General features: G+C 67.4%; 19 protein-coding genes and 3 pseudogenes. 14 read left to right on the top strand and 8 right to left on the bottom strand.

What is annotated here, in order from left to right:
* Positions 1-214 precede the first annotated feature (214 nt).
* The 11 genes and pseudogenes from OL239_RS03580 to OL239_RS19300 all read left to right on the top strand — a co-directional run.
* The gene (locus OL239_RS03580) at positions 215-1,540 is read left to right on the top strand and encodes an acyl-CoA dehydrogenase family protein (protein ID WP_268910768.1); all 1,326 of its coding nucleotides are present in this window, start codon (positions 215-217) and stop codon (positions 1,538-1,540) included.
* Positions 1,504-2,352 carry an acyl-CoA dehydrogenase family protein gene (locus OL239_RS03575; RefSeq protein WP_268910767.1) on the top strand — a complete coding sequence of 283 codons (849 nt, stop codon included), beginning with the start codon at positions 1,504-1,506 and terminating at the stop codon, positions 2,350-2,352. Before OL239_RS03580 ends, OL239_RS03575 begins: the two co-directional genes overlap by 37 nt.
* A gap of 141 nt (positions 2,353-2,493) precedes the next feature.
* A complete protein-coding gene (locus OL239_RS03570; protein ID WP_268910766.1) occupies positions 2,494-4,647 on the top strand; it encodes an acetate--CoA ligase family protein in 2,154 nt (717 codons plus the stop codon).
* Positions 4,648-4,727: 80 nt separating this feature from the next.
* The gene (locus OL239_RS03565; RefSeq protein WP_268910765.1) at positions 4,728-5,342 is read left to right on the top strand and encodes a TetR/AcrR family transcriptional regulator; all 615 of its coding nucleotides are present in this window, start codon (positions 4,728-4,730) and stop codon (positions 5,340-5,342) included.
* 25 nt (positions 5,343-5,367) lie between these two features.
* Complete coding sequence (locus OL239_RS03560) at positions 5,368-6,006, top strand: VOC family protein (protein WP_268910764.1); 639 nt, start codon at positions 5,368-5,370, stop codon at positions 6,004-6,006.
* 294 nt (positions 6,007-6,300) lie between these two features.
* A complete protein-coding gene (locus OL239_RS03555) occupies positions 6,301-7,506 on the top strand; it encodes a thiolase family protein (RefSeq protein ID WP_268910763.1) in 1,206 nt (401 codons plus the stop codon).
* A 49-nt stretch (positions 7,507-7,555) separates the two neighbouring features.
* The gene (locus tag OL239_RS03550) at positions 7,556-7,948 is read left to right on the top strand and encodes a Zn-ribbon domain-containing OB-fold protein (RefSeq protein WP_268910762.1); all 393 of its coding nucleotides are present in this window, start codon (positions 7,556-7,558) and stop codon (positions 7,946-7,948) included.
* Between the two features lies 1 nt (position 7,949).
* Complete coding sequence (locus OL239_RS03545; RefSeq protein WP_268910761.1) at positions 7,950-9,416, top strand: aldehyde dehydrogenase family protein; 1,467 nt, start codon at positions 7,950-7,952, stop codon at positions 9,414-9,416.
* A gap of 154 nt (positions 9,417-9,570) precedes the next feature.
* Positions 9,571-11,055, top strand: coding sequence for an MFS transporter (locus tag OL239_RS03540; protein ID WP_268910760.1), 1,485 nt, complete (start codon positions 9,571-9,573; stop codon positions 11,053-11,055).
* Between the two features lie 102 nt (positions 11,056-11,157).
* Positions 11,158-12,831, top strand: coding sequence for an MFS transporter (locus tag OL239_RS03535; RefSeq protein ID WP_268910759.1), 1,674 nt, complete (start codon positions 11,158-11,160; stop codon positions 12,829-12,831).
* Positions 12,744-13,541 (top strand): annotated as a pseudogene (locus OL239_RS19300) (MaoC/PaaZ C-terminal domain-containing protein); the annotation flags it as partial. The gene OL239_RS03535 and the pseudogene OL239_RS19300, both read left to right, overlap by 88 nt.
* Positions 13,542-13,663: 122 nt before the next feature.
* Here OL239_RS19300 and trhO read toward each other — a convergent pair.
* Positions 13,664-14,556, bottom strand: a pseudogene (trhO, locus tag OL239_RS03525) (oxygen-dependent tRNA uridine(34) hydroxylase TrhO).
* Positions 14,557-14,637: 81 nt separating this feature from the next.
* On the opposite strand from trhO, the gene OL239_RS03520 reads away from it, so the two are divergent.
* The 3 genes and pseudogenes from OL239_RS03520 to OL239_RS03510 all read left to right on the top strand — a co-directional run bounded on the left by OL239_RS03520 (position 14,638) and on the right by OL239_RS03510 (position 17,757).
* On the top strand, positions 14,638-15,159 hold the full coding sequence (locus OL239_RS03520) for a hypothetical protein (protein ID WP_268910758.1): 522 nt from the start codon (positions 14,638-14,640) through the stop codon (positions 15,157-15,159).
* Positions 15,060-15,287 (top strand): annotated as a pseudogene (locus OL239_RS03515) (GNAT family N-acetyltransferase); the annotation flags it as partial. The gene OL239_RS03520 and the pseudogene OL239_RS03515, both read left to right, overlap by 100 nt.
* Positions 15,288-15,378: 91 nt before the next feature.
* Positions 15,379-17,757: a DEAD/DEAH box helicase gene (locus OL239_RS03510; RefSeq protein ID WP_268910756.1), complete on the top strand. Its 2,379-nt coding sequence runs from the start codon at positions 15,379-15,381 to the stop codon at positions 17,755-17,757.
* Between the two features lie 87 nt (positions 17,758-17,844).
* Here the strand turns inward: OL239_RS03510 and OL239_RS03505 are convergent, their stop codons facing one another.
* The 7 genes from OL239_RS03505 to ssd form a co-directional block, all read right to left on the bottom strand.
* Positions 17,845-18,183: an Rv3654c family TadE-like protein gene (locus OL239_RS03505; protein ID WP_268910755.1), complete on the bottom strand. Its 339-nt coding sequence runs from the start codon at positions 18,181-18,183 to the stop codon at positions 17,845-17,847.
* A gap of 77 nt (positions 18,184-18,260) precedes the next feature.
* Complete coding sequence (locus OL239_RS03500; RefSeq protein WP_268910754.1) at positions 18,261-18,563, bottom strand: TadE family type IV pilus minor pilin; 303 nt, start codon at positions 18,561-18,563, stop codon at positions 18,261-18,263.
* 62 nt (positions 18,564-18,625) lie between these two features.
* Positions 18,626-18,961 carry a DUF4244 domain-containing protein gene (locus OL239_RS03495; RefSeq protein ID WP_268910753.1) on the bottom strand — a complete coding sequence of 112 codons (336 nt, stop codon included), beginning with the start codon at positions 18,959-18,961 and terminating at the stop codon, positions 18,626-18,628.
* A gap of 492 nt (positions 18,962-19,453) precedes the next feature.
* Positions 19,454-20,221 carry a type II secretion system F family protein gene (locus OL239_RS03490; RefSeq protein ID WP_268910752.1) on the bottom strand — a complete coding sequence of 256 codons (768 nt, stop codon included), beginning with the start codon at positions 20,219-20,221 and terminating at the stop codon, positions 19,454-19,456.
* On the bottom strand, positions 20,182-21,012 hold the full coding sequence (locus OL239_RS03485) for a hypothetical protein (protein WP_268910751.1): 831 nt from the start codon (positions 21,010-21,012) through the stop codon (positions 20,182-20,184). The genes OL239_RS03490 and OL239_RS03485 overlap by 40 nt, the downstream gene beginning before the upstream one ends.
* A complete protein-coding gene (locus OL239_RS03480; protein ID WP_442864212.1) occupies positions 21,009-22,067 on the bottom strand; it encodes a TadA family conjugal transfer-associated ATPase in 1,059 nt (352 codons plus the stop codon). The genes OL239_RS03485 and OL239_RS03480 overlap by 4 nt, the downstream gene beginning before the upstream one ends.
* Positions 22,068-22,257: 190 nt before the next feature.
* Positions 22,258-23,379, bottom strand: coding sequence for a septum site-determining protein Ssd (ssd, locus tag OL239_RS03475; protein ID WP_268910750.1), 1,122 nt, complete (start codon positions 23,377-23,379; stop codon positions 22,258-22,260).
* Between the last annotated feature and the right edge of the window lie 275 nt (positions 23,380-23,654).

The following is a 23,654-nucleotide window of genomic DNA, read 5'->3' as shown; positions in this document are numbered from 1 at the left end:
CGGGCAGCCGCCACCGCCTGAAGCGCCGGCGGACAGTGCGGTGCCCAGGGGGGCCCGGACTCCCGCCCTCCCTGCCATTTCTGCGACCCCAACCAAGCAAAGTGTTGTCTGCGTCACATTTGTGAACTAGAGTCCAAATTCAGTTTATGAACCCGACATACGCCGTCCGCGTGCCCCAGCCGGACCGGCGAGTCCATGACATTGGAGTCATTACATGGCGCTAGCCCTCACCGAAGAGCACACCGACCTGTGTGCCGCGGCTTCCGATTTTGCTTCCCGCTTCGCTGATATTTCGGCGACGCGTGAGCAGCTGCCGGCGTACGGTGCCGGCGGACGGGCGCCGTACTGGGACGAGCTGGTGAAAAACGGCCTGCACGCCCTGCACATCAGCGAAGAGCACGGCGGACAGGGCGGAGCCGTCGCCGACACCGCCATTGTGGTGGAAGAGTTCGCCCGCCGCCTGGTTCCGGGCCCGTACCTGTCAACGGTCCTCGCCAGCGCCGCCGTGGCTGCAGCCGGTGACTGCAAGGCCGGGGCCCGCGGCCTGGCCGGTTTTGCGGAGGGAGCCCAGGGCGCTCTGGTCCTTCCCTCCGCAGCCATCAACGCCGTCCCGGCGGCTGACGGCGGATGGGTGCTGCAGGGCAGCGCCCATGTCCTCTCGCTGCTGTCCGCGGAACTCCTGGTCATTGGATTCACGGCCGACGGTGCCGCCCGGTTTGCGCTGCTCGATGCCGGGAGCTCCGGCATCACCCGCACCGCCGCCGCCTGCACAGACCTTACGCGCGACGCCGGGACCCTCGAACTTTCCGGAGCGGCAGTCGGTTCCGAGGCAATCCTGGAAGACCTGGATGCCGTCCATGTGGAGGCGCTCCAAGCTGCACTGCTCGGCGCGGAAGCGGCCGGCATTATGCGCTGGGCTGTTGAAGCGTCCACTGAGTACGCCAGAATGCGCGAACAGTTCGGTGCTCCGATCGGATCTTTCCAGGCTGTCAAGCACAAATGCGCCAACCTGCTCATCAGCGCCGAACTGGCAACCGCAGCAGCGTGGTCCGCCCTGGTGTCCCTGGACCAGGACCGGAACCAGCAGAAGCTGGCTGCCGGTGCGGCCATTTCCGCAGCCATTGTCCCTTCCGTGGAGGCTGTCACCGAAGCAGTGACCATCTTTGGCGGCATCGGCTTCACCTGGGAGCACGACGCACATCTGTTCTGGCGACGGGCCATGACCCTTGGCGCCCAGACGGCACCCCTGGGCGGGCGTTTGACGGATGCCGGAAGGACGGCCCTGGAACTGGACCGCCGCATCGACATCGAACTGCCCGACGAGGATCCGGCCTTCCGTGCCCGCATCGGCCGGCTGCTGGACACAGCGCAAACGCTGGTCAATGAACACGACGGCGGCCGCTGGTACTCGCGCGGATCCCAGCGGTCCTTTCTCGCCGAAGCGGGACTTGCAGCCCCGCACTGGCCCGCCCCTACGGGCTGGGCGCCACCCCCGCCCAACAGGTGGTCATCTCCCAGGAATACGCCCGCCGCGGGCTGACTCAGCCGTCGTCGGTCATCGGCGAATGGGCCATGCCCACCATCCTGGCGTACGGCAGCGACGAGGTTAAGGAACAGTTCGCCCTGCCGACACTGCGCGGCGAACTGATCTGGTGCCAGCTCTTCTCCGAACCCGGCGCCGGTTCCGATCTGGCCGGTCTGGCCACCCGGGCCGTCAAGGTTGAGGGCGGCTGGGAATTACAGGGGCAGAAAGTGTGGACCTCCGGGGCCCACGAGGCCGACTGGGGCATCTGCCTCGCGCGGACGGACAAAGAGGTTCCCAAGCACAAGGGACTGAGCTACTTCCTCGTGGATATGCGCAGCACCGGAGTGGAGGTCCGCCCGCTGAAGCAGTCCACCGGCGACGCGGAATTCAACGAGGTCTTCCTTGACTCCGTCTTTGTGCCTGATGCCTACCTGCTGGGCGAACCGGGCCAGGGCTGGCGCATTACCGCCACCACGCTCCAGAACGAGCGGACCCAGATTTCCGCGGGAGTGTCCGTGGGGACCGAGGAAGCGCTGCGGTCCATGATCAGCCAGGGCAGCTACACCGGCAGCGAAAGCGAAGCCTTTGCCTCGCTGGGGCACATCGCCGCGCTCAGCTCCGCCATCGGAGCGCTGAACCTGCGCGAGACCCTGCGCCAGGTCAACGGCATGACCCTGGGGCCGGATCGTCACTGGCCAAGGTGGCGCATGCCCGGCTCACCCGCGAAGCCGCCTCCCGGGTCCTCGCCCTGGCCGGGCCGGGAGCCCTCTTCGCTGCGGCTCCGGGCGACGCCGTCACGGGCCAGCTCTCGGTACCGCAGGTCCTGATTGGCGGCGGAACGGTTGAAATCCAGCTCAACGTCATCGCCGAGCGCATTCTTGGTCTCCCCGCACCTAAGCACAACCTCCCCGGCACCGGCCCCGTTTCGGGGAAACCACATCCATGCTTATTCGAAAGGAGCGTTTCGCATGACAGCGTTGACGAGCGAAACCGACAGCACCAGGCCCCTCAATCCGACCCGGCTCAAGGAACTTCTCGAGCCCAAATCCATCGTTATTGTCGGGGCGAACACCAGGTCCACCTGGTCGCATTTCACCTACAGCAACCTGATTGCCGGCGGCTTCGACGGCAAGCTCTATCTGGTGAACCGCCGCGGTGAGGACTGCCACGGCCAGCCCAGCTTCCCGTCGATCTCCGACCTGCCCGAGGCCCCGGACCTGGCAATCGTGCTGACCGGCACCAACTCCCTGGAGGAGATCCTTGAGGAGGCCCGGGTCAAGGGCATCCGCAACCTGGTCCTGCTGGCCGCCGGCCTGAGTGAGGCCGGCGCGGAAGGCGCAGCCCTGCAGGCCCGGCTCGTCGAGCGCGCGCGGGCAGCAGACCAGCTGATTTTGGGGCCGAACAACCTCGGATTCATCAATTCCCACGCCAAGGTCGCGGCCTTCAGCCATATGACGCAGATGCCCATGATCAGCGGCGGCGTGGGTATAGCGAGCCAGTCCGGCGCCCTGGCCATCTATCTGCTGCCCTACATGGCGTCCCGGGGCGTTGGCTGTTCCACTTCGGTGACTGTCGGCAACGAGGCCATGATCTCCGCTATCGATGTCATGGGCGTGCTGGTCGATGATCCCCATACCAAGGTCATCGCCGCCTATCTGGAACAGATTTCGGATCCGGCACAGTTCCTCGACGTCGCAGACCGCGCCCGCGCGGCCGGCAAGCCGATCGTCATTTTCAAGGCCGGGCGCAGCGAAGCGTCCGCCCGGGTGGCCGCCGCCCACACCGGGTCCCTGGTGGGCGACGACACCGTCATCGACGCCGCGTGCCGGCAGTACGGAGTCATTCGGGTCGAGAACATCGAGGACCTCGTGGCCACGGCGGGCCTGATCGAAGCCTACGGCGCCCTTCCCGGACCCCGAATGGGCGTGGTCACCGGTTCCGGTGCCATGTGCGCGCTGGTGGCGGACAAGGCCGACGCCGCCGGACTGGAACTGCCGTCCCCGCACGCGGAAACGGTGCAGGGGCTGCATGACGCCGGACTGCCCGTCTTCTCCACGGTCAACAACCCGATGGACACCACCGGCTACGTTTCGATCGATCCCACCATCCTCACCAAGGCCGCCCAGTGCTTCATCGATGACCCGAACTATGACTTCGTCGTGGTCAACGGGTCCTGGCCTGCGAACCAGGCGATGGCGGACATGAGCCGGGCGACGCAGGATGAGATGCTGCGCCAGCTCACGTCCTCACCCAAACCGGTCATCGCGATGAGCTTCCTGCCCACCGAAGTCACCGAATTCGGCCGGGCCTTTGCCGCTGAGCATGGTTTCCCGCATGCGTCGGATTCGTTTGACCGGGGCATTCCGGCTGCCGCCCGCAGCGCCTGGTGGGGACAGCGGGCCGCCGAGCTCGCCGCGGACGGTGTGCCGCCGGCCGCGCCCGTCATCGCCCGTCCGGACGGTGCTGAACGATGGACGGAAGTGCAGAGCGGGGAATTCCTGCGCAGCCACGGGGTGCCCTATGTCCCCGCCGCCGTCGCTGCTTCCGCCGAGGAGGCGGTGTCTGCCGCGGAGTCGATGGGTTACCCGGTGGTGCTGAAGATCGCTTCGGAGGACATTGCCCACAAGACGGAGGTCGGCGGTGTTCGGCTCATGCTGCAGGACGCCGATGCGGTGGCTGAGGCTTACCGGTTCATCCGTGACTCGGTGGCAAAGCATGCCCCGGACGCCCGCGTCCAGGGCGTCGCTGTTTCCCCGATGCGTCCCGCAGGCACCGAACTGCTGGTCGGCGTAGTCCGGGACCCGCGCTGGGGACTGGTACTGGCGGTTGGCTTCGGCGGCGTCATGGTGGAACTACTCAAGGATTCCGCAGTCCGTCTGCTCCCGGTGGGGCCGGCGGAAATCCGGCGCATGCTCGAGTCCCTGAAGGGGATTGACCTGCTCACCGGGTTCCGCGGCGGCGAGCCCACCGATCTGGATGAACTGGCTGCAGTCATCTTCTCCATCTCCCAAGTAGCAGCGGGCCTCGGCGACGAGCTTGAAGAGCTCGAAATCAACCCGCTGCGGGTTGCCGGAAACCAGATCGAAGCGCTGGATGCACTGATCCGCTGGAAGGACCGGTAGCCCGGTGTGCGGGGATCGGGAGGGCAGGAAGGCGGTGGTAACTTTGGGTTTCCACCGGATATCCCAGCAGGAGGCGGTTCATGGCCGGGCAACTAACGCGCGACACCACGAAGTTGCCTGCCTATCAGGTGGAACGCCGGCAGCGGATTCTGGATGCAGCGAAAACACTGCTGCGCTCGACCGACTTCGAATCGATTCAGATCCGCGACGTCGCTTCGACAGCGAACGTTGCGCTGGGCACGGTGTACCGGTACTTCTCCTCCAAGGAACACCTGTACGCCACTGTCCTTTACGACTGGAGCGTGCCGTTTTACTCCGCGGACCAGTCCTGGGCGAGCGGCCTGGAAACAACCGGGCGGGTTGCACAGCGTCTGCGGAAGGCCCTCACGGCGTTCGAGAAGAAGCCGCACTTCTATCAAACCATCCTGATCCTGCGCACCTCCTCGGATCCGAACGTCCGCGAGCTTATGCAGCAGCTTGTGCTGGTACTCGAGGAACCGTTTCGCAGCGACTTTTCCACACTGCCGCCGGACGAGGCCGCGGATATTACCGCCATGGTCTGGGCCGTCCTGATGGATCTGGTGGGGCGGCTGCTCTCGGGCAACAAAACGATGCCGGAAGCGGCGGGCGTTTTGGACCGGTTCGTGGCGATGATCGGGCTCAGGCTCGAGCAGGCCAAAACCCGCGGGCACTAGCTTCCGCTGTTCTCCGGGCGCGCGCATGAGCGCCCATGAGCTGGACCATGTGGCGTTTGCCGTTCCCGCCTGGAACAGTGCCGGCGCACTGCTGCACCGGGAACTCGGGGCACGCTTCGCCAGCGGTTTCAGCCTGCCGGCCTTCAACCCGTGCCAGGTTGCCCTGGCGGAGGACATGCGGCTCGAACTGCTGGAGCCGGGCAGCTCGCCCGAGTCCTTCATCAAGCGTTTTCTCGCGGACAACGGCGGACGCGCGGCACCGCACCACATCACGTTCAAGGTCCGGGACATATCCGCCGCCATTGCCGGCGCGCGGGAAGCGGGCATCGCGCCCATCCTCGTAAATACCGAGCACCCGCTGTGGCAGGAAGCCTTCCTGCATCCGCGGGACACAGGACTCGGTTTCCTGGTCCAGATCGTGCACACCCCGCAGACGCTGGAACAGATCGCCGGGGACAACAACCAATTCAACATCCCCTGTCCCTGGCCGGAAACCGAGGCACCCCGGGCCCGGCTGCCGGTGGTCTTCGGGCTGGTTCCGGATCTGGATCGGGCGGGCCTGGTGCTTCGGGAGGTCCTCGGAGCCACCGGATTCCCCTGCCTGCCCTTCCCCGCGGCGAGCCGGCGGCCGGAGGGTTCCGGTGGGCGCAGGGCGCGGACCTGATCCTGCAGGAAAGCGAGGAGTCTCCGGGAGTTTCCGGCCTCCGGGCCCTGGGGTTCGTTGCTGACGGCGAACACGCGCTGGGACCCGAGCACCCCGGGCTGCTGGAAGCACTCAAGGCGGGACCGTTTCTTCCGGAGCTTGGCATCCGGATTTCTCCCCTGAATCTTCCGGACCCCGCCCGTTCTGACCGGCATCCCCTCCAGCAGACAACCACCTGAGCATGGCAAAACCGCCGGGCTTTCTGCGGGGAAAACACACCCGCCCCGGCACCACCAATTGAGGAGAAGAAAACCTATGGGACTTCGTGGAGAAGCCGCAATTCTTGGCTACTTTGAACTGCCTCCCGAGCGCAAGCTCGCCCGCGAAAAGACGTTCAACCTGGAGCAGTGGGCCCGGCTTTCGAAGGCAGCACTGGACGACGCCGGATTGGCGGCCACCGAGGTCAACGGCATCGTGACCCCGCTGATCGGAGAGGCCGACATGTTCGTGCCCTCCACCATTACCGAATACCTGGGCATCAACGCGAACTTTGCGGAAATTGTCGACCTCGGAGGCGCAGGGTCCGCCGCAGCCGTCTGGCGGGCAGCCGCGGCCGTGGAACTGGGGCTGTGCGACGCCGTGCTCGTCACCTTCCCCGGCACCCACGACGTGCCGACGGACGCCCGCCGCCCCTTCGTGATGGACGACAAGATGTACTTCGGCGCCTCCTCCAACGCGTACGGCTCCCCGCAGGCTGAATTCGAGATTCCCTACGGCAACCTGGGACAGAACGGCCCGTACGGCCAGATCGCCAAGCGCTACGGCTACGAATTCGGGTACGACGAGCGGGCCATGGCCAAAATTGCCGTCGACCAGCGCACCAACGCCTGCGCCACTCCGGATGCCATCTTCCATGGGAAGCCGATCACCGTCGAGGATGTCCTCGCCTCGCCCATGGTTGCCGACCCGCTGCACATGCTCGAAATTGTGATGCCGTGCCAGGGCGGGGCGGCCATTGTCATCGGAAACGCGGAGCTGGCCGCCAAGTCCAAAAACCGCCCCGTCTGGATTAAGGGCTTCGGCGAACGGGTCCCCTATAAGACCCCGACCTATGCCAAGGACCTGATGCACTCCCCGATGATCCACGCCGCGGACCAGGCCTTCACCATGGCCGGCATCGAGCGCAGCGAGGTGGACATGGTCTCCATCTACGACTGCTACTCCATCACGGTGCTCATGAGCCTGGAAGACGCCGGGTTCACCGAGAAGGGCAAGGGCATGCAGTTCGTCAGCGAACACGACCTGACCTTCCGCGGAGACTTCCCGATGAACACCGCCGGCGGGCAGCTTTCGTTCGGCCAGGCCGGCATCGCCGGCGGCATGCACCACGTCATCGACGGCGTGCGCCAGATCATGGGCCGTGCAGGTGAGGCCCAGGTGGCGGACTGCAACCGGGCCTTCGTCACGGGCAACGGCGGCATCATGAGCGAACAAACGGCACTGATCCTCGAAGGCGAATAGGAGTACCCACCATGAGCACCAATTACACCCTCCGGTCCTGGAACGGCCGATGCCGGTCCCCACCCCGCTGACCAAACCGTTCTGGGACGCGCTGGCCGAACACCGGATCCGCATCCAGTTCTCACCGTCACTTGGTGAGTACATCTTCTATCCGCGCCCCCTGGCCCCGGGAACCCTGGCCGACGACCTCGAGTGGCGGGAGATTTCCGGCGCCGGAACCCTGTACACCTACACCATCTCCACCCGGCCCGTAGCCCCGCACTTCGCGAACGAAGGCACCCTGGTGCTCGCCGTCGTGCAGTGGGACGAGGGCCCCAAGTTCTCCACCGAACTGGTCAATGTTGCCCACGACCAAATTCAGGTGGGCATGCGGGTTAAACCCGTGTTCTGCGATTACCCCGAAGCAGGAATCACCATGCTGCGCTACGAACCGGAGATCTGAAATGACAACCACCACTGATTTTGTCCTCCCGCCCGTCACTCTGCGCATCGGCGGGGAGTCCCGCACCGCCGGGGCAGGCATCCACACGCACATTAACCCCGCCACCGGCCAGCCCAGCGCCCAGGTTCCGCTGGCCGGAGTGCAGGACGTCGACGACGCCGTCAACGCCGCCCACCAGGCCTTCTCCGTGTGGCGTGCCACGCCGGCGGGAACGCGGTCCAAGGCCCTTCTCAAGCTGGCCCAGCTGGTGGAAGAGCACACCGAGGACTTCATCGAGCTGGCGATCGCCGACAACGGCATCGCCCGCTCCAATGCGTACCCCACGGTCACTGCAGCCACGGAATGGATCCGCTACTACGCCGGCTGGGCCGATAAACTTCCCCTGGGCCGGATCACCTCCGTCGTCGGTGCCGGCGGGACCTTCGGGCACACGCTGCGGCAGCCGTACGGAGTCATCGGCGCGATCATCACCTGGAACGCGCCGCTGATGTCGCTGGCCATGAAAGTGCCCGCGGCCCTCGCCGCGGGCAACACCGTGGTGGTCAAGCCCAGCGAGCTGACCCCCTTCAGCGCCATGCTGTTTGCCGATCTCGTCACCGAGGCCGGCATCCCCGACGGTGTGTTCAATGTCATTCCCGGCGGCCCCGAAGCCGGCGCAGCCCTGGTCGAACACAAGCTGGTTAAGAAGGTGACCTTCACCGGCGGACCGGACACGGCACGCAAAATCACTGCTGCCTGCGCGCAATCCTTCAAGCCGGTGCTGCTCGAGCTGGGCGGCAAATCGGCCAATCTGATTTTCGACGATGCGGATCTCGAGGCCGCAGCCATGAACTCCACGTTCATGGCTTTCGGCATCATGAGCGGACAAGCCTGCGCACTTCCCACCCGGCTGCTGGTACAGGACTCCATTTACGACGCCTTTGTCGAAACCATCGGCGCGATCGCGTCTTCCTTCCCCGTGGGAAATCCGCAGGACATCGGAACGGTCTGCGGACCTGTCATCAACCAGGCCGCCATCGACCGGATTCAGTCGATGGTTTCCCGGGCGCAGGAACAGGGGGCGCGCCTGGTCACCGGCGGCCAGCGGCTGGCCGGGGACCTTGCCGACGGGTTCTTTTATCCCCCCACCGTCCTGGCCGATGTCGACCCCTCCAGCGAGCTGGCACAGAAGGAAGTCTTCGGCCCGGTGCTCGCCATCACGCGGTTCAAGGATGAGGCCGAGGCCATTGCCCTGGCCAACGGCACCGAGTACGGACTCTCCGGATACGTCTGGACGGGCGATGCCCGGCGCGCCATCCGTGTCACCGAAGCCCTGGAAACCGGTGAGGTAACCGTCAACGGAGCCATGAGCGCGGTGGCCGAACGACCCTTCGGCGGCATCGGCCATTCCGGCAACGGCAACGAGGGCGGGCTGGAGGGCCTCGAAGAGTTCTTCTGGACCAAATCCGTCGCCTACGGCAACGGCTAGCAGCCGTTACCCGTCCGCACCATCTGCATCCGCACCACTATCTCCACCTGCAGCTGCACCACCTTTCTAAAGATCACCTGCTCCACCGCCGCCCGATACCTGTCGGCCCGGCGCCGCTGCAATCTGTTGACCTCATAGGAAAGGCAGGACACCGATGTCCTCCACCACACGGGCGCTCAAGCGCCCCGGCTTTGTGCCAGTAGTCATAGTCCTTGTCCTGGCTGAGATCATTTCGGCCTTCGAACTGTCCATGATGTACGTCATGCTCCCGACCCTGATCCGGGATTTCCAGGTGGACGCCAACACCGTCGCCTGGGTTGTCACCGCTTATCTGCTGGTCTCAGCCTCCGCCGCAGTGCTGGGCGGCCGCTTCGGCGACATGTACGGCCGTCGGAAGGTCATGGTCATTGTCCTGGCCGTCGCCGCCGTCGGTTCGCTCATTTCGCTGCTCGGCGGTTCCCTCGGCATGATCATCTTCGGCCGCGCCATTCAGGGTGTCGCCGGGGCTGTGCTGGGCCTGGCCTTCGGCCTTGCCCGTGAGCACCTCGATGAAAAGCGGGTTCCGGTCGGCATTTCCATGATCGGCGCCTCGGCCCTCATCGCCGGGGCCGCCGGCTCCATGATTGCCGGATTCATGATCGATCTCTTCTCCTGGCACGGCATCTTCGTCTTCGCCGCGGTCCTGGCAGTCATCGCGGCTGTGGCCATCCAGCTGATCATCCCGCGTGACACCAACGCGCCCACCGCCGACAAGCCGGACTACATTGGTGCCATCCTGCTGCCCATTGCGGTCAGCGCACTGCTGCTGGGACTTTCCAACAGCTCAAAAACCGGTTTCGCATCGGTGGAGTTCCTCGGCCTGATCGGTTTGGGCCTCGCTGCCACCGCCGTCTGGACCTGGTGGGAGCTGCGGGTCGAATCACCGATCGTGAACCTGCGGATGTTCAAAAACAAGCAGATTGCCCTGGCCATGACCGCCACGGTGTTCGCCGCCGTCGGCCCCCTGGGCGGCGTGTCGGTTCCCTCGCAGATGATCATGCAGTCCCCCGAATCACTGGGGTACGGGCTGGGCTTCACCCCCACCCAGTCGGGCGTCATCATCTGCCTTACCGCGCTCGTCGGCTTCGCCCTCTCCCCGGTGGGCGGGAAACTTGCTTTCCGGTACGGGGCACGCATTGTGTTTATCGGCGGGCTCGTTTTGATGGCCCTGGTCCTCCCCCTCATCCTGCTCACCTACGGCAACGTGGCGATGTACATAGTGGCGATGACCCTGAACGGCGTCGGCATATCCCTCACCTACGGTGCGCTGCCGAACCTGCTCGTTGAGGTGGTCCCGGAAACGCACACCTCGGAAACAGCAGGAACCAACACCATGATCCGCAACGTCGGCCAGTCCGCCGCGATCGCCATCGGTGCCTTCATCCTCGCCAGGAACACGGACCCGGCAACCCAGGCAATTTCGCAGCAGGGCATCAGCGCCGCTCTGCTCCTGGTCCTGGCCTTTGCCGTGCTCTCAGTGATTATGGGGCTGATGCTGAGCCGCAACCCCAAGCCCTGGGTACCGGAGACGGTTGGCGAGCGGAACATCCGCCGCGGGACGGTCACCGATCCGGAAGACGTGGTTTCCGCCACGGCGTAGGCAACGCCGGCGGAATTTCCGCGGGCTGCCGGCATGCACCGCATCACAGTGCGCGGTGCATGCCGGCCCTTTTTATCTCTCACCGAGAAAGGATGGACACCGATGTCCTCCACCGTGCGGCAACACAGGCGCCGGGGCTTTGCGCCCATTGTCCTGGTCCTGGTGCTGGCCGAAATTGTTTCGGCCTTTGAGCTGTCCATGATGTACGTGACGCTGCCAACCCTGATCCGGGATTTCCAGGTGGACGCCAACACCGTTGCCTGGGTTGTCACCGCCTTCCTCCTGGTGTCGGCCTCCGCCGGTGTCCTCGGCGGACGCTTCGGTGACCTGTATGGACGGCGCAGGGTTATGGTCATTGCCCTGGCCATTGCCGCCGTCGGCTCCGTTGTTTCCCTGCTCGGCGGCTCCCTGGGCATGATCATCCTCGGGCGCGCTATTCAGGGCGTGACGGGCGCCGTGCTGGGGCTGGCCTTCGGACTGGCCCGCGAGCACCTCGACGAAAAGCGGGTTCCGGTCGGCATTTCCATGATCGGCGCCTCTGCCCTGATCGCCGGCGCCGGCGGCGCGCTCATCGCCGGCTTCATGATCGATGCCTTCTCCTGGCACGGAATCTTCGTCTTCGCCGCGGCCGTGTCGATTCTGGCCGCCGTCAGTGTCCAACTCGTGATTCCCCGCGACAGGACACTGCCGAGCCGGGACAAACCCGATTATCTTGGGGCTGTCCTGCTGCCCGTCGCGGTCAGTGCCGTCCTGCTCGGTTTCTCCGGCGCTCCCAAAACCGGCTTCCTGTCGCTGGAGTTCCTTGGCTTGATCGGCCTGGGCATCACTGCCACCGCGGTGTGGGCCTGGTGGGAGCTGCGGGTCGAATCACCGATCGTGAACCTGCGGATGTTCAAGAACCGCCAGATCGCACTGGCCATGACCGCCACGGTGCTCGCCGCCGTCGGCCCGCTGGGCGGAGGAAACGTTCCCGCGCAAATGATCATGCAGGCCCCGGCGTCGCTGGGGTACGGACTCGGTTTCACACCCACCTCCGCCGGCGTCCTGATCAGCAGCACCCTGCTGGTGGGCTACGTCTTCTCGCCCCTGGGCGGAAAGCTCGCATTCCGGTACGGCGCCCGCACGGTCTTTATTGCCGGCCTGGCACTGGTGGCCCTGGTGGTGCCGCTCATCCTGCTGACGTACGGAAGCGCCGTACTGTTTGCAACCGCCATGATCTTCAACGGCATTGGCATTTCGCTGGCCTACGGTGCACTGCCGAACCTGCTCATCGAGGTGGTTCCGGAAAGCCACACCTCCGAGATCGCCGGGACCAACACCTTGATCCGCAACGTCGGGCAGTCCGCCGCCGTCGCCATCGGCGCGTACATCCTCGCCGGACACACAGACCCGGCCACGGCCGCAGTGGCACAGGAAGGAATCAGCGCCGCCTTTCTCTTCGTCTTCGTCTTCGCAGCCCTGTCCGTGGCCGCGGCGCTGATGCTGCGCCGCACCCCCGCCCGGTGGATACCGGAGACTCCCGAAAATCGGGACCTCCGCCGCGGCACTGCGGCGGCCCCGGGCCGCGGTCCCGGCCGCCGGATAAAACTAGAACAGCGTTATAACATTGCCAAAGTGACCTATGCCACACACGGCGGCAACCAGCCCACCGGGACCCGATCCCGAAAAGTCTCACGAGAGGGAACGTCATGGCAATCCACATTCAGAACATCGGTAAGGTCTCCGAAGGGGCTCCGGTTTCCTGGGAGTCCAAGGATGCGCTCCTGTACGCACTGAGCGTGGGAGCCGGTGCCCGGGACCAAACCAGGAATCTTGCCTTTACCACCGAAAACTCCCGCGGCATCAGCCAAAGCGTGCTGCCGACCTTTGCGGTACTGCTGGGCGGTTCCGGCGGATCGATGGACTCGCTTGGAGACTTCAAGCTCTCCCAGATTCTGCACGGCGGCCAGTCCATCACTCTGAACCGAACGCTGGCGCCCGCCGGAACGGTGATTCCGCGTAGTTTCATGAGCGCCGTCTACGACAAAGGCAAAAACGCCGTCATTGAGCTGACCACTGAGCTGCTCGACGCTAAGACCCGCGAAACGGCGGCGACCTCCGTGACCAGCATGATCATCCGCGGGGAGGGAGGCTTCGGGTCGGAGCCGGCGCCGGCGGACGGGTGGGAGGTGCCGAACCGGCCGGCCGATCAGGTTGAGGCGGAGAGAACCTCGCCCGGCCAGGCGCTGCTGTACCGCCTGAACGGAGACCGCAACCCGCTTCACTCCGACCCGGCAATGGCGGCCCTGGCCGGATTCGAGAAACCGATCCTTCACGGGCTGTGCACCATGGGCTTCGCCGGCCGAGCCCTGCTGGAAACGATTTCCGGATCCGACGCCGATGCCTTCGGCTCGCTTAGCGTCCGCTTCGCCGCCCCGGTGATTCCGGGTGACGAACTGACCACGAGCATCTGGAAGACCGAAACCGGCGCAGTTTTCCAGACCCGCGTGGGGGACACCGTGGTCCTGGACCGCGGCACCTACACCCTCCGGGGGCGGCGGCACCGGGGAAGCCCGGGCATCAGAAACCGCCACCGCCTAGTGCCCGTCCGCTGCCCGGCGGTGCACCGCTATTCGGTGCAGCCGTCCGGGCAGCGCAGCGTACCGGGGTCGGCAGCGCAGTCGGCACAGTACAGGGTGAGCTTCCGGCAGGACGGATTGGAGCAGTTCTCGAACTTGCTGGTTGGCGCCGCGCAGCGGACGCAGGTGCCGATGGTCACGGCGTCGTCGGTGAATTCGGTGTGCATGCGCTTGTCAAAGACGTAGAGGGAACCCTCCCACAGGCCCTTGTCCCCATAGGTCTCTCCGTAGCGGACAATTCCGCCCTGCATCTGGTAAACCTCCTTAAAGCCGCGGTTGACCATCAGCGAGGAGAGCACTTCGCAGCGGATGCCGCCGGTGCAGTAGGTGACCACCGGCTTGTCCTTCAGGTCGTCATACTTTCCGGAGTCCAGCTCGGCGATGAAGTCGTGCGTGGTGGCCACGTCCGGCACCACCGCTCCTTGAACCGGCCGATCTGCGCCTCGAAGGCGTTGCGTCCGTCGAAGAACACGACCTCCTCGCCGCCCGCTTTTTTCTCCTCGACCAGTTCGTGCAGCTGCTCGGGGCGCAGATGCGTGCCGCCGCCCACCACTCCGTCCCGGTCCACCTTGAGTTCACCGGGGGCGCCGAAGCTGACGATTTCCTCCCGGACCTTGATGCTCAGGCGCGGAAAGTCCTCCGCCCCGCCCTCGGAATACTTGATGTCCATCTTCTTAAAGGCCGGATATTCGCGGGTGGCCTTCGCGTAGGCCTTCACGGCATCGAGGGTTCCGCCCACGGTTCCGTTAATGCCGTCGGGGGAGATGAGGATCCGTCCGCGGAGCCCGAGTTTTTCGCAGAGGGCGCGCTGCCACAGACGCACCGCCTCCGGGTCCGGAAGGGGCGTAAACGCGTAGTACAAAGCAATTCGATTCAAAGCCACTCATCAAGGGTAGACCGCGGCAGTGCCCCGTATTTCATCAGCCCCGTACCTTTCCCCCGCCTGCGCCGTTAGTGTTCATTCATGACAGTGCTGAACGACGATTTGCTCGAGACCTGGGTCACCGGCTGGGCGCAGGCCCGCGGCTACCAGACGCGCCGGGAGGGCCGCTTCCTCTCCGCGTTCCTGCACGACAAAACCAAAGACTGGGAGTACTTCGCGCTGGAACCCTCCCATGACGAGTTCGCCGCACTTGCCTCCTCCGCCCGCAAAAGTCCCGAGCGCCTGTTCACCATCGTCACCGGCCGCACCAACGACATCCACGGCGCCGCCCTGGTCCACGGGCTGAGCGTCCGCTCCGCGGATGAGGTGTTCATGTCCCTGGACATGGCCGGTCAGGACATCGAAGACCCGGTTCCACTGGACGGCTTCGAGACCGAGACCGTGCGCGGGGCGGGGCTTGGCACGGTCATCGTGACGTCCGGGGTGAGCCGGCCGCCCGGGGAAGCGTGGCCGTGGTCAATGATCTGGCCGTCTACGACCGCATCGTCACTGAACCGCAGTTCCGCCGGCGCGGGCTGGGCACCTACGTCATGCGCGCTTTGACGGCGGTGGCACTGGAACACGACGTCGAAGCCGGTCTTCTCGTAGCCACGGCCGACGGCCTGGAACTGTACAGATATTTGGGATGGGAAAACCTGGCCAGCGTGGTGATGTTCGAACCGAGGCTGTAGCGGCGTTGCAGCAGCGGAGGGCAGTTCAGCCTGCGGCTGAGCGGGCGCGTTTGACTGCTGCCGTCCGCGCGGCCGGTGGGAGAATGACAGCGTGGCCCTACACGATTCCCTGATCCCCCTGCTCGGCTCCGGCGCCGACCCGGAACAGCTGGTCCATGTCCACGAAATTCCGGCCCGCCAGGCTGTTCCGGTCCCCTGGCCGGACTGGGCGCATCCCGATGTCGTCGCCGCATACTCGCGTGTGGGTGTCTCTGAACCGTGGCGGCACCAGATCGAAGCGGCGCAGGCCGCGCACGCCGGGAACCACACGATCATTTCCACCGGCACCGCCTCCGGAAAGTCGCTGGCCTATCTGCTGCCGGTTTTGGACGAGATCCACCGCACGGCGCTGGATGACCGGGTCACACTGGAGCCCACCGGGTCCGTGGCCCTGTATCTGGCACCCACCAAGGCACTGGCCGCGGACCAGCTCTCCGCCGTAAACGCACTGAAACTTCCCACCGTCCGGGCCGAAACGTACGACGGCGACACGGACCCCGGCGCCCGGCGCTGGATCCGGGACCACGCAAATCTTGTGCTCGCCAATCCGGACATGCTGCACTTCGGCGTGTTGCCCAACCATGCCTGGTGGGCCCGGTTCTTCCGCCGGCTCAAGTACGTCATCATCGATGAGGCCCACAGCTACCGCGGCGTGTTCGGCTCCAACGTCGCCAACCTGATGCGCCGGCTGCGGCGGATCTGCCGCTACTACGGCGCGGACCCGGTGTTTATCGGCGCGTCCGCCACCTCAGCTGATCCGGCACAGTCCTTCGGCCGGCTGATCGGCGGCGAGGTCACCGCCATCACCCGCGACGCCTCTCCGCACGGCGCCACCACCGTGGCGCTCTGGGAACCGCAGCTCACCGAGTTGAAGGGGGAAAACGGGGTCCGCTCCCGCCGGACCGTGATCGCTGAAACCTCGGATCTGCTGGCCAACCTGGTAGCCGCCCAGGTGCGCACCATTGCCTTCATCAAATCCCGGCGCGGCGCGGAGACGATTGCCGCCATCACCCGCCGGCTGCTCGACGAGGTGCACCCGTCGCTCCCGGACCGGGTCGCGGCCTACCGCTCCGGATACCTGCCGGAGGAGCGCCGGGAACTGGAACGGCGGCTGCGCAGCGGTGAGCTGCTGGGGATTTCCAGTACCTCCGCCCTGGAGCTGGGCATCGATGTCTCGGGGCTCGACGCCGTGCTGGTGGCCGGCTGGCCCGGCACCCGGGCCTCCCTGTTCCAGCAGATTGGCCGGGCCGGACGCTCCGGGCAGGACGCGCTGGCCGCGTTCGTCGCCAGCGACGATCCCCTCGACACTTACCTGGTGCACCATCCGGAGGCGATCTTCGACATTTCGGTGGAGGCCACGGTGTTCGATCCGTCCAACCCCTATGTCCTGGGTCCGCACCTCTGTGCCGCGGCAGCCGAAATCCCGCTGACACCGGATGAACGGGAGCTGTTCGGTCCAACCGCCGCCGGTCTGCTGGATCAGCTGGTGGACCAGGGCTATCTGCGCCGCCGGCCCGCGGGCTGGTTCTGGACCCACGCCGAAAGTGCCGCCGCCATGGTGAACCTGCGGGCCGACGGCGCCGGGCCCATCAACATCGTGGAAACCGACACCGGGATGGTGCTGGGCACCATGGACGGCGCGCAAAGCCAGTACCAGGCGCACACCGGCGCGGTTTATGTCCACCAGGGCCAGACCTTCGTGGTGGACGAGCTGAACGAAGCGGACCACTGCGCCATGGTGACCCGCGGCAATCCGGAGTTCTACACGCAGGCCCGCGACATCACCCAGATCGAGGTGATGGAGACCGAACGGACCTCGCACTGGGGGAACATCCAGGTCTGTTTCGGCACTGTGAAGGTCACCACCCAGGTGGTCTCGTTCCAGCGCAAGGCCCTGATCTCGAACGAAATCCTGGGCGAGGAGCCGCTGGAGCTGGAGGCCAAGGAGCTGTTCACGAAGGCGGTCTGGTTTGTCATTGATGAGCATCTGATGACCGGTGCCGGACTGATTCCTGCGGATTTTCCCGGTGCCCTGCATGCTGCCGAGCACGCGTCCATCGGGATGCTGCCGCTGATTGCCACCTCCGACCGCTGGGACATTGGCGGAGTGTCGACGGCGCTGCACGCCGACACCGGCAAGCCCACGATTTTTGTGTACGACGGGCACCCCGGAGGCGCCGGTTTCGCCGAACGCGCCTACGAGGCCGCCGAGCTCTGGTTGACGGCCACCCGGGATGCCATCCGCGCCTGCGATTGCGAGCGCGGCTGTCCGTCCTGCGTGCAGTCCCCCAAGTGCGGCAACAAGAACAATCCGCTGTCCAAGGCCGGCGCGGTGACCCTGCTCCAGGTGCTGCTGGACTCCGCCCGCGGCCGGGTGGCGGACCCGGACGCGGCGGGAGCCTCCCTGGCCGCCGGGCCGGACCCGGCTTAGCAGCTTTCGGACGGGGCGCCGGCTACCACCGCATCGCCTTCCTCAGGACGATGGCCCCGTCCCGGCCGCTCAGGGCGGCCCGGGCACCTAGGGCGGTGGACCGGCCCGGGCCTGGCCGGTGGCGGGCCACGGCATCAGCCGAACCGCCACCTCGGTGCTGACCTGAACACTCAGGTCTCCGGCGTTGACCGCGCAACCGGTCAATGCCGCGCCGTTGCGGCCCGCGGCCTCCCCCGCCACGGCGCATGGTTCCCCTTCCCGCAGGCCCCGCACCGTGTCGGCGGCGGCCAAGGCAGCCAGGTCCGCTGCGGTGGCAGCACGGTTGGCGGCCACCGCTGACTGCAGCAGCAACAGCACGGCGCCGAACAGGATGAGCAGCAGCACCCCGATCCCCAGCACCAGTACGGTCCCGGATCCGCGTTCCACAGCTCCTTCCCGCCGCCGTCCTTTCCCGCTTCCTTTCCTCCTTCTTCGATCTTTCGCGGAGTCCTTCTTTGCACGCTTCATGGGAGGGATTCCGGAAGAGCCGACGCGGAGGCGCTGAGCACCAGCGGCAGCCGGTCCAGCAGCGGAGCCGCCACCGCCGAGTCGACCTGCACGCGCAGCCACAATCCGTCGGCGGCGAGTGTCACCTGAGCATCGGCGCCGGCGATCCGCCGGGCCGCGGTCTCTGCCGCAGCGCTGTCTCCGCGCATGATTTCCCGCGCCGCCGCCCGTGCCGCTTCCTCGACGCGCAGCTGGGTCACCCCGGCCGCTACACCCGTGAGCACTACGGCCAGAAGCAGGGCCACGGCGGGCAGCCCCACCGCTAGTTCGGCGGTGACCGCGCCCCGGAGGGTAAATCCTGCCGCTTCTCCCGGGCCATTTACTAACCCAAAGTCAGCGCACTGCGGATCAGCCCCATCAGCAGGGACCGCACCTCCCCGCTGCCCAGCACGGCGACCAGTAGGGCCGCGAATGCCACGGCGGCAAGGGTGGCAATGGCGTATTCCGCTGTTGCCATTCCTGCTTCGCGGTCCTGGAAGCTGGCCCGGAGCCGGCCGGCTTTCCTCCGTTCCCATGTTCTGCTGCCCGGCGCCGCAATGTGCGGCCGGATATTGTCCGGCTGGGCACTTTCCGACTGGGTGCTGTCCGGCTGGGTACTATCCGGTTGGAAGACATTATCCGGCCCGGCGGAGGGTTCCGCCGGGTACAGCACGGTCACGGTGCCCGGACCTCTGCCCGAGCGGTAAGCCTCTGCCGCCGCGCGCCCGGATGGCAGCGGGGACTGGGTCTGCGGTACGGCGTGCTCCGGCGGTGCGGCGGCCTGCGGCTTTCCAAAGCTGCCGGCCGGCTGGCCGGGGCACCACACCGGCAGGTGTTTCCTCCGGGCCCGGGTACCTCTTCACCGCCGAAGGCGGGAGCCCCGGAAAAACTGCGGCCGCGCTGTGCGGCAGTTACGGATCTGCTCAAGACAGACATGGTTTCCTCCTGGTGTTGACTGGCATCTCTTGCGCCGCTTCGTATTGCGGTGGTCTGATCCTGCCGCCGGCAGCCCTGCCGGAACAGGTGCCGGCGTGCCGCTGCGGATAACGGAGGCGGCCAAGTTGGTTGTGGAGGGACACCGGGGCCATCCATCCTTGCCGCCGCCTGGTCTCAGGACACCGCGGGTTCAGGACGCCCCGGGTTCAAGACGCCAGCGGAAATCCCAGGACAGCTAGGGAAACGACGGCAGCAGTGACAGCAGCAGCGGCACCACGGTCAGGACGATAAACGCCGGCAGCGCGCACAGCCCCAGCGGGACCACCAGCTTGACGCCCAGCGCCGCAGCCCGGCGTTCAGCCTCGCGTGCCCGTCTTCGGCGGAGCTGGGCCGCCGCAGCCACCAGTACGGCCGCCGACGGTGCGCCGGTGGTGGCGGTAAAGGTTAGCGCCCCGCGCAGCTCGGCCGCCGCGGCGGGAAGCCGGAGATAGGGGTGCGGCAGATCGCCCTGCCGGCGGCTGGACTGCCGGCGGCTGGACTGCTGGCGGCTGGACCCCGGTCCTCCGGCGATAGGCGGCCCGGAGGAGCTGGCGCCGGCAGCACCGGGAACGGCCAGTTCCCAGGCCACTGCCCACGGCGCGCCCAGTTCCAGCGCGGCCTGCACCCGGCGCAGGCACAGGGCGGTCTCCGGCTCTGCGACATCGGCGAGAATCCCCAGCGCCGGCAGCAGGGACTGGCCGGCATCCAGCATGGCCGCCACAAGATCGAGCAGAAGCGCTGGATCGGATATGCCTGCACTTCCCGGGCCGTTCGCTCCGGGTACTCCCGCTCCGAGTCCCCGCCCGGATCCCGCCCCGAGTCCCGGCACACCGGATCCGGTTCCCGGCGCGGCAGACAGGCCCGGTCCCCGGAGCAGCAGGGCGGCCGCGGCGGCAAGGAACACGGCTACCAGGGTTCCTGCCATCAGGGGGCCGCGGCCCGGCGCACCAGTGCTCTGGACCATACCCCGGCGCTCAGCGACAGCGCCGCACCGGAGGCTGCCGCCAACCAGCCCAGCGGACTGCCGATGAGAACCCCCACCGGATCAGCACCCAACAGGTAGCCCAGCCCCAGTCCGCCCACCGGCAGCCAGGTCAGCAGCCGGACGGTGGCCTTCGGCCCTGCCAGCGCCGTTTCCCGCGCCGCCTGCTGGTCCAGGCTGCCCTCAAGCTGGGCGGCGTAGCGGCCCAGCACTCCCGCCAGCGGTGCACCGCTGCGCTCGGAAATGCTCACGCACCCGGCGAGTTCGCTCCACACCTGCTCCATCGACAGCACAGCTGCGCCTGACCGTGCGGCGCCGGCCCCCGGCGGGTTCCTACCGGCGGCCCGGGCCCTCCGCGTCCGGACTTCCGCGGCGGCCCGGAATACAGGCACCGGACTCAGTCCCAGGGACGCGGCCTGGCCGGCTGCCTCCAAAACCGGCAGCAGCCGCGCGGCCAGCAAGCCGTCTGATCCTGTTCCGCCGGTGCTCCTCTGCAGGGCGGCGGCGTCCGTCCACAGCTGATACGGAGCGCGCCCGGCGGCCAGCAGCCCCGTGAGCTGGTGCACGAGCAACGGAACCTCGTGCAGTGACGGATCCGGACGGGCCCGGAAAAGGCGGATCCTGCCTGCCCGGACCTGCCGCCGGCCGGTCCGTCCGCGGCTCTGCTGCCCCGGCCCCGTGCTGGGCTCCCGGCTTTGTGCCGGCAAGCCGGCCCGGGGCATCAACACCAGCGCTGAGATGCCCAGCAGCGCCGTGACCCACAGGCCGGTCATTGGACGGATGTTTCGGTCCGGTTGTCGGCCGGCATACGGGAACGTTCAGTCAACCGCTCCTGCAGTACTTCCCAACCGGGGCCGTACCGGCTTGCGGAGTCCGTAGGAAGCAGCGGCAGCAGCGCCGGCAGCGCCAACAGCCGTCCGTCGGATGACGCCGTGAGCACGGCGATCTCGGCCAGCCGGCGTCCGGACGCCCGCCGGACGAGGTGCACCACCACGTCCAGGGCACTGGCTGCCTGCAGCGTCACGGCCGTACTGCTCATTCCGGCCAGGGCCCCGAGCGCCGCCAGCCTGGCGGGCACGCCGGCTGCCGAATTGGCATGGATGGTGCCGCCGGCGCCGTCGTGCCCGGTATTCATAGCCGCGAGCAGTTCACGGACCTCCGCGCCGCGGCACTCCCCCACCACCAGCCGGTCCGGGCGCATCCGCAGGGCCTGCCGCACGAGTTCGGCCAGGTCCACCAGCCCGGTGCCCTCCACGTTTCCATGCCGGCTCTGCAGCCCCACCACATGGGGGTGGCGGGGATCCAGTTCTGCGGCGTCTTCCACCAGCACCAGCCGTTCCCCGGGGTCGCTCAGCGACAGCAGGGTGGACAGGAGGGTCGTTTTTCCGGTCCCGGTGGCGCCGCTGATCAGGAAGTTCAGCCGGGCTGCCACCAGGCGCCGCAGCACCCCGGCGCTTTCCGGGTCCACGGTTCCGCTGGCCTGCAGTTCCTCCAGCGAGAACGTCCGGGTGCGCCGGATCCGGATGGAGAGCAGGGTGGAACCGGTGGAGACCGGCCGGAGCACCGCATGGACCCGGTACCCGCGCAGCTGCACATCCACACAGGGGTTGGAGTCGTCCAGGCGGCGGCCGCCGGCCGCAACCAGGCGGGCTGCGAGCGCCTGGACCTCCGCGTCGGAGCCGAACCGCAGCCCGGTCAGCTCCAGACCGTGCCCGGTGTCGATCCACACGCGTGCCGGTCCGTTGACCAGTATGTCGCTGATGCCGGGCAGCAGCGCCAGTTCCTGCAACGGCCCCAACCCCTGCAGCTCAGCCTGCACCCGGTCCACGGCACGCAGCGCTCCTCGGCTCCCAGCAGCCGGCCGCTGGATTGGACAGCCGCCGCCAGCCGCGCCGGCGTGACAGGTGCGCCGTCGTCGAGCATTTGCCGGCGGACCTGCCGCACCATGGGAGCGTCACCGTTGCGGGGCGGCTGTTGATCCACCGGGTGGGATCGGGCGGCACGCCGGCCCTGCGGGGTCATTGGTGTCCGCCCCGGTTCGGGACCGCGGCCGGTAATTCGGCGGCCAGCTGCCGCACCAGGTTTTCCGTCACACGCCGGATGCGTGGCCGCCGGCCCCGCTCTAGCAGCTGGCCGCGCGCTTCGGCATGCTCCAGGCTGCGCACGGCGGGCAGATAGCCGGCCAGTGGAAGTCCCACGGCTTCGGCGGCGCGGGCGTCATCCATTCCGTCCCCCAGCGGTCCGCGGACCACCACCGCCTGCGCAGCCGTGCCCAGGGTGCGGCGCAGGGATCCGGCCGCCAGCACAGGGCGGAGGCGGCCCGGTACCACCAGCAGCACCGCGTCGCAGGCCCACAGCTGGGCAGAGCGGTGCCGGCTGCAGTCCACCACGGTCAGGGCGAAGGCGGCCCGTGCGGCGTCCATGACCGCCCGCACGCTTTCTTCCGCCGGCCCCTCCGCGGCGCCCAGGTCCGGAAGCGGTGCCGCGGACGGTTCCGTAAGCGGCCCGGGCCCGGTGGCTGGCCCTGCAGCGCCGGACAGCAGGGCGAAACCGGACACCTGGGGCAGGGCGGAGAGCAGTTGCACCGGGTTTAGCGATCCGCGCACATCGGCGAGGTCCGGCCAGCGTACTCCCGGCACCTCCCCGCTCGCGAGGCTGGCGTCCAGGCCGCCCCCGTGTGGATCTCCGTCCACCAGCAGGGTGGCCACGCCCTGTTCCGCCGCTTCATGGGCGAGCCAGCACGACAGGCTGGAGGCGCCGGCGCCGCCGCAGCCGCCCATTACGCCCAGGACGTAGCCGGCTGCCGGAGAACGCCGGCGGCTCAGGTACTCGGCCAGCCAACCGGAGGCCGCCGGCAGGACGGCCACCCGCACGGCGTCCAACCGTGCCGCGGCCTCCCACAGCCCGGTGTCCTCGCCGGTGCCCACCACTATGGTCTCGGCTCCGTCCGGGCCCGCCTGACCGGGACGCCGGCGTCCGGTCTGTTCGTTTGCTGCCGCGTCGATGCCCAGCAGCATGACCTCGGGGTTCCGGAGCAGGGCTTCACGGACATCCGGCAGTACTTCAAGCTCCAGCCCCGCTGCTGCCGCAACCCGGGAGACCTCGTCCTGCAGCCGCTGGGAGCGGCTGGCCAGGACCACCGGGGTTCGGGTTTCGCCGCTGCGCGCGGCGGCGCGGGCAGGGGCCCGGGAACCCGTTCGGCGTCCGGCGCGGGAAGCCCGGCGGGCCGGGGGCCCGGCAGCCGGTTCCGTTCTCCCGTCATTTAAAGAGCTGAGTCCGGTCCGGGCCCCGGATCCACCACCGGATCCGCCATCACCACCGCCAAGACGTTCAGCGAATCCCGCCGCGCTCCGGTTCCGCCGGGCACCACCGGTTCGGTCGCCGCCGTCCGGCGCTGCAGTGTCCCGCATTACGG

The sequence above is a fragment of the Arthrobacter sp. ATA002 genome, from assembly GCF_026898095.1.
In the GTDB taxonomy this organism is placed as follows: Bacteria; Actinomycetota; Actinomycetes; order Actinomycetales; family Micrococcaceae; genus Arthrobacter_B.
Note: the sequence above shows the minus strand (reverse complement) of the source record. Positions and strands in the feature narration are given on the sequence as shown.

What these genes read in the sequence shown, in the direction of transcription:
- OL239_RS03580 (WP_268910768.1), top strand. Translation starts at nt 215, where the DNA reads ATGGCGCTAGCCCTCACCGAAGAGCACACCGACCTGTGTGCCGCGGCT.
- OL239_RS03570 (WP_268910766.1), top strand. Translation starts at nt 2,494, where the DNA reads ATGACAGCGTTGACGAGCGAAACCGACAGCACCAGGCCCCTCAATCCG.
- OL239_RS03565 (WP_268910765.1), top strand. Translation starts at nt 4,728, where the DNA reads ATGGCCGGGCAACTAACGCGCGACACCACGAAGTTGCCTGCCTATCAG.
- OL239_RS03560 (WP_268910764.1), top strand. Translation starts at nt 5,368, where the DNA reads ATGAGCGCCCATGAGCTGGACCATGTGGCGTTTGCCGTTCCCGCCTGG.
- OL239_RS03555 (WP_268910763.1), top strand. Translation starts at nt 6,301, where the DNA reads ATGGGACTTCGTGGAGAAGCCGCAATTCTTGGCTACTTTGAACTGCCT.
- OL239_RS03550 (WP_268910762.1), top strand. Translation starts at nt 7,556, where the DNA reads ATGCCGGTCCCCACCCCGCTGACCAAACCGTTCTGGGACGCGCTGGCC.
- OL239_RS03545 (WP_268910761.1), top strand. Translation starts at nt 7,950, where the DNA reads ATGACAACCACCACTGATTTTGTCCTCCCGCCCGTCACTCTGCGCATC.
- OL239_RS03540 (WP_268910760.1), top strand. Translation starts at nt 9,571, where the DNA reads ATGTCCTCCACCACACGGGCGCTCAAGCGCCCCGGCTTTGTGCCAGTA.
- OL239_RS03535 (WP_268910759.1), top strand. Translation starts at nt 11,158, where the DNA reads ATGTCCTCCACCGTGCGGCAACACAGGCGCCGGGGCTTTGCGCCCATT.
- OL239_RS03520 (WP_268910758.1), top strand. Translation starts at nt 14,638, where the DNA reads ATGACAGTGCTGAACGACGATTTGCTCGAGACCTGGGTCACCGGCTGG.
- OL239_RS03490 (WP_268910752.1), bottom strand. Translation starts at nt 20,221, where the DNA reads ATGGTCCAGAGCACTGGTGCGCCGGGCCGCGGCCCCCTGATGGCAGGA.
- OL239_RS03485 (WP_268910751.1), bottom strand. Translation starts at nt 21,012, where the DNA reads ATGACCGGCCTGTGGGTCACGGCGCTGCTGGGCATCTCAGCGCTGGTG.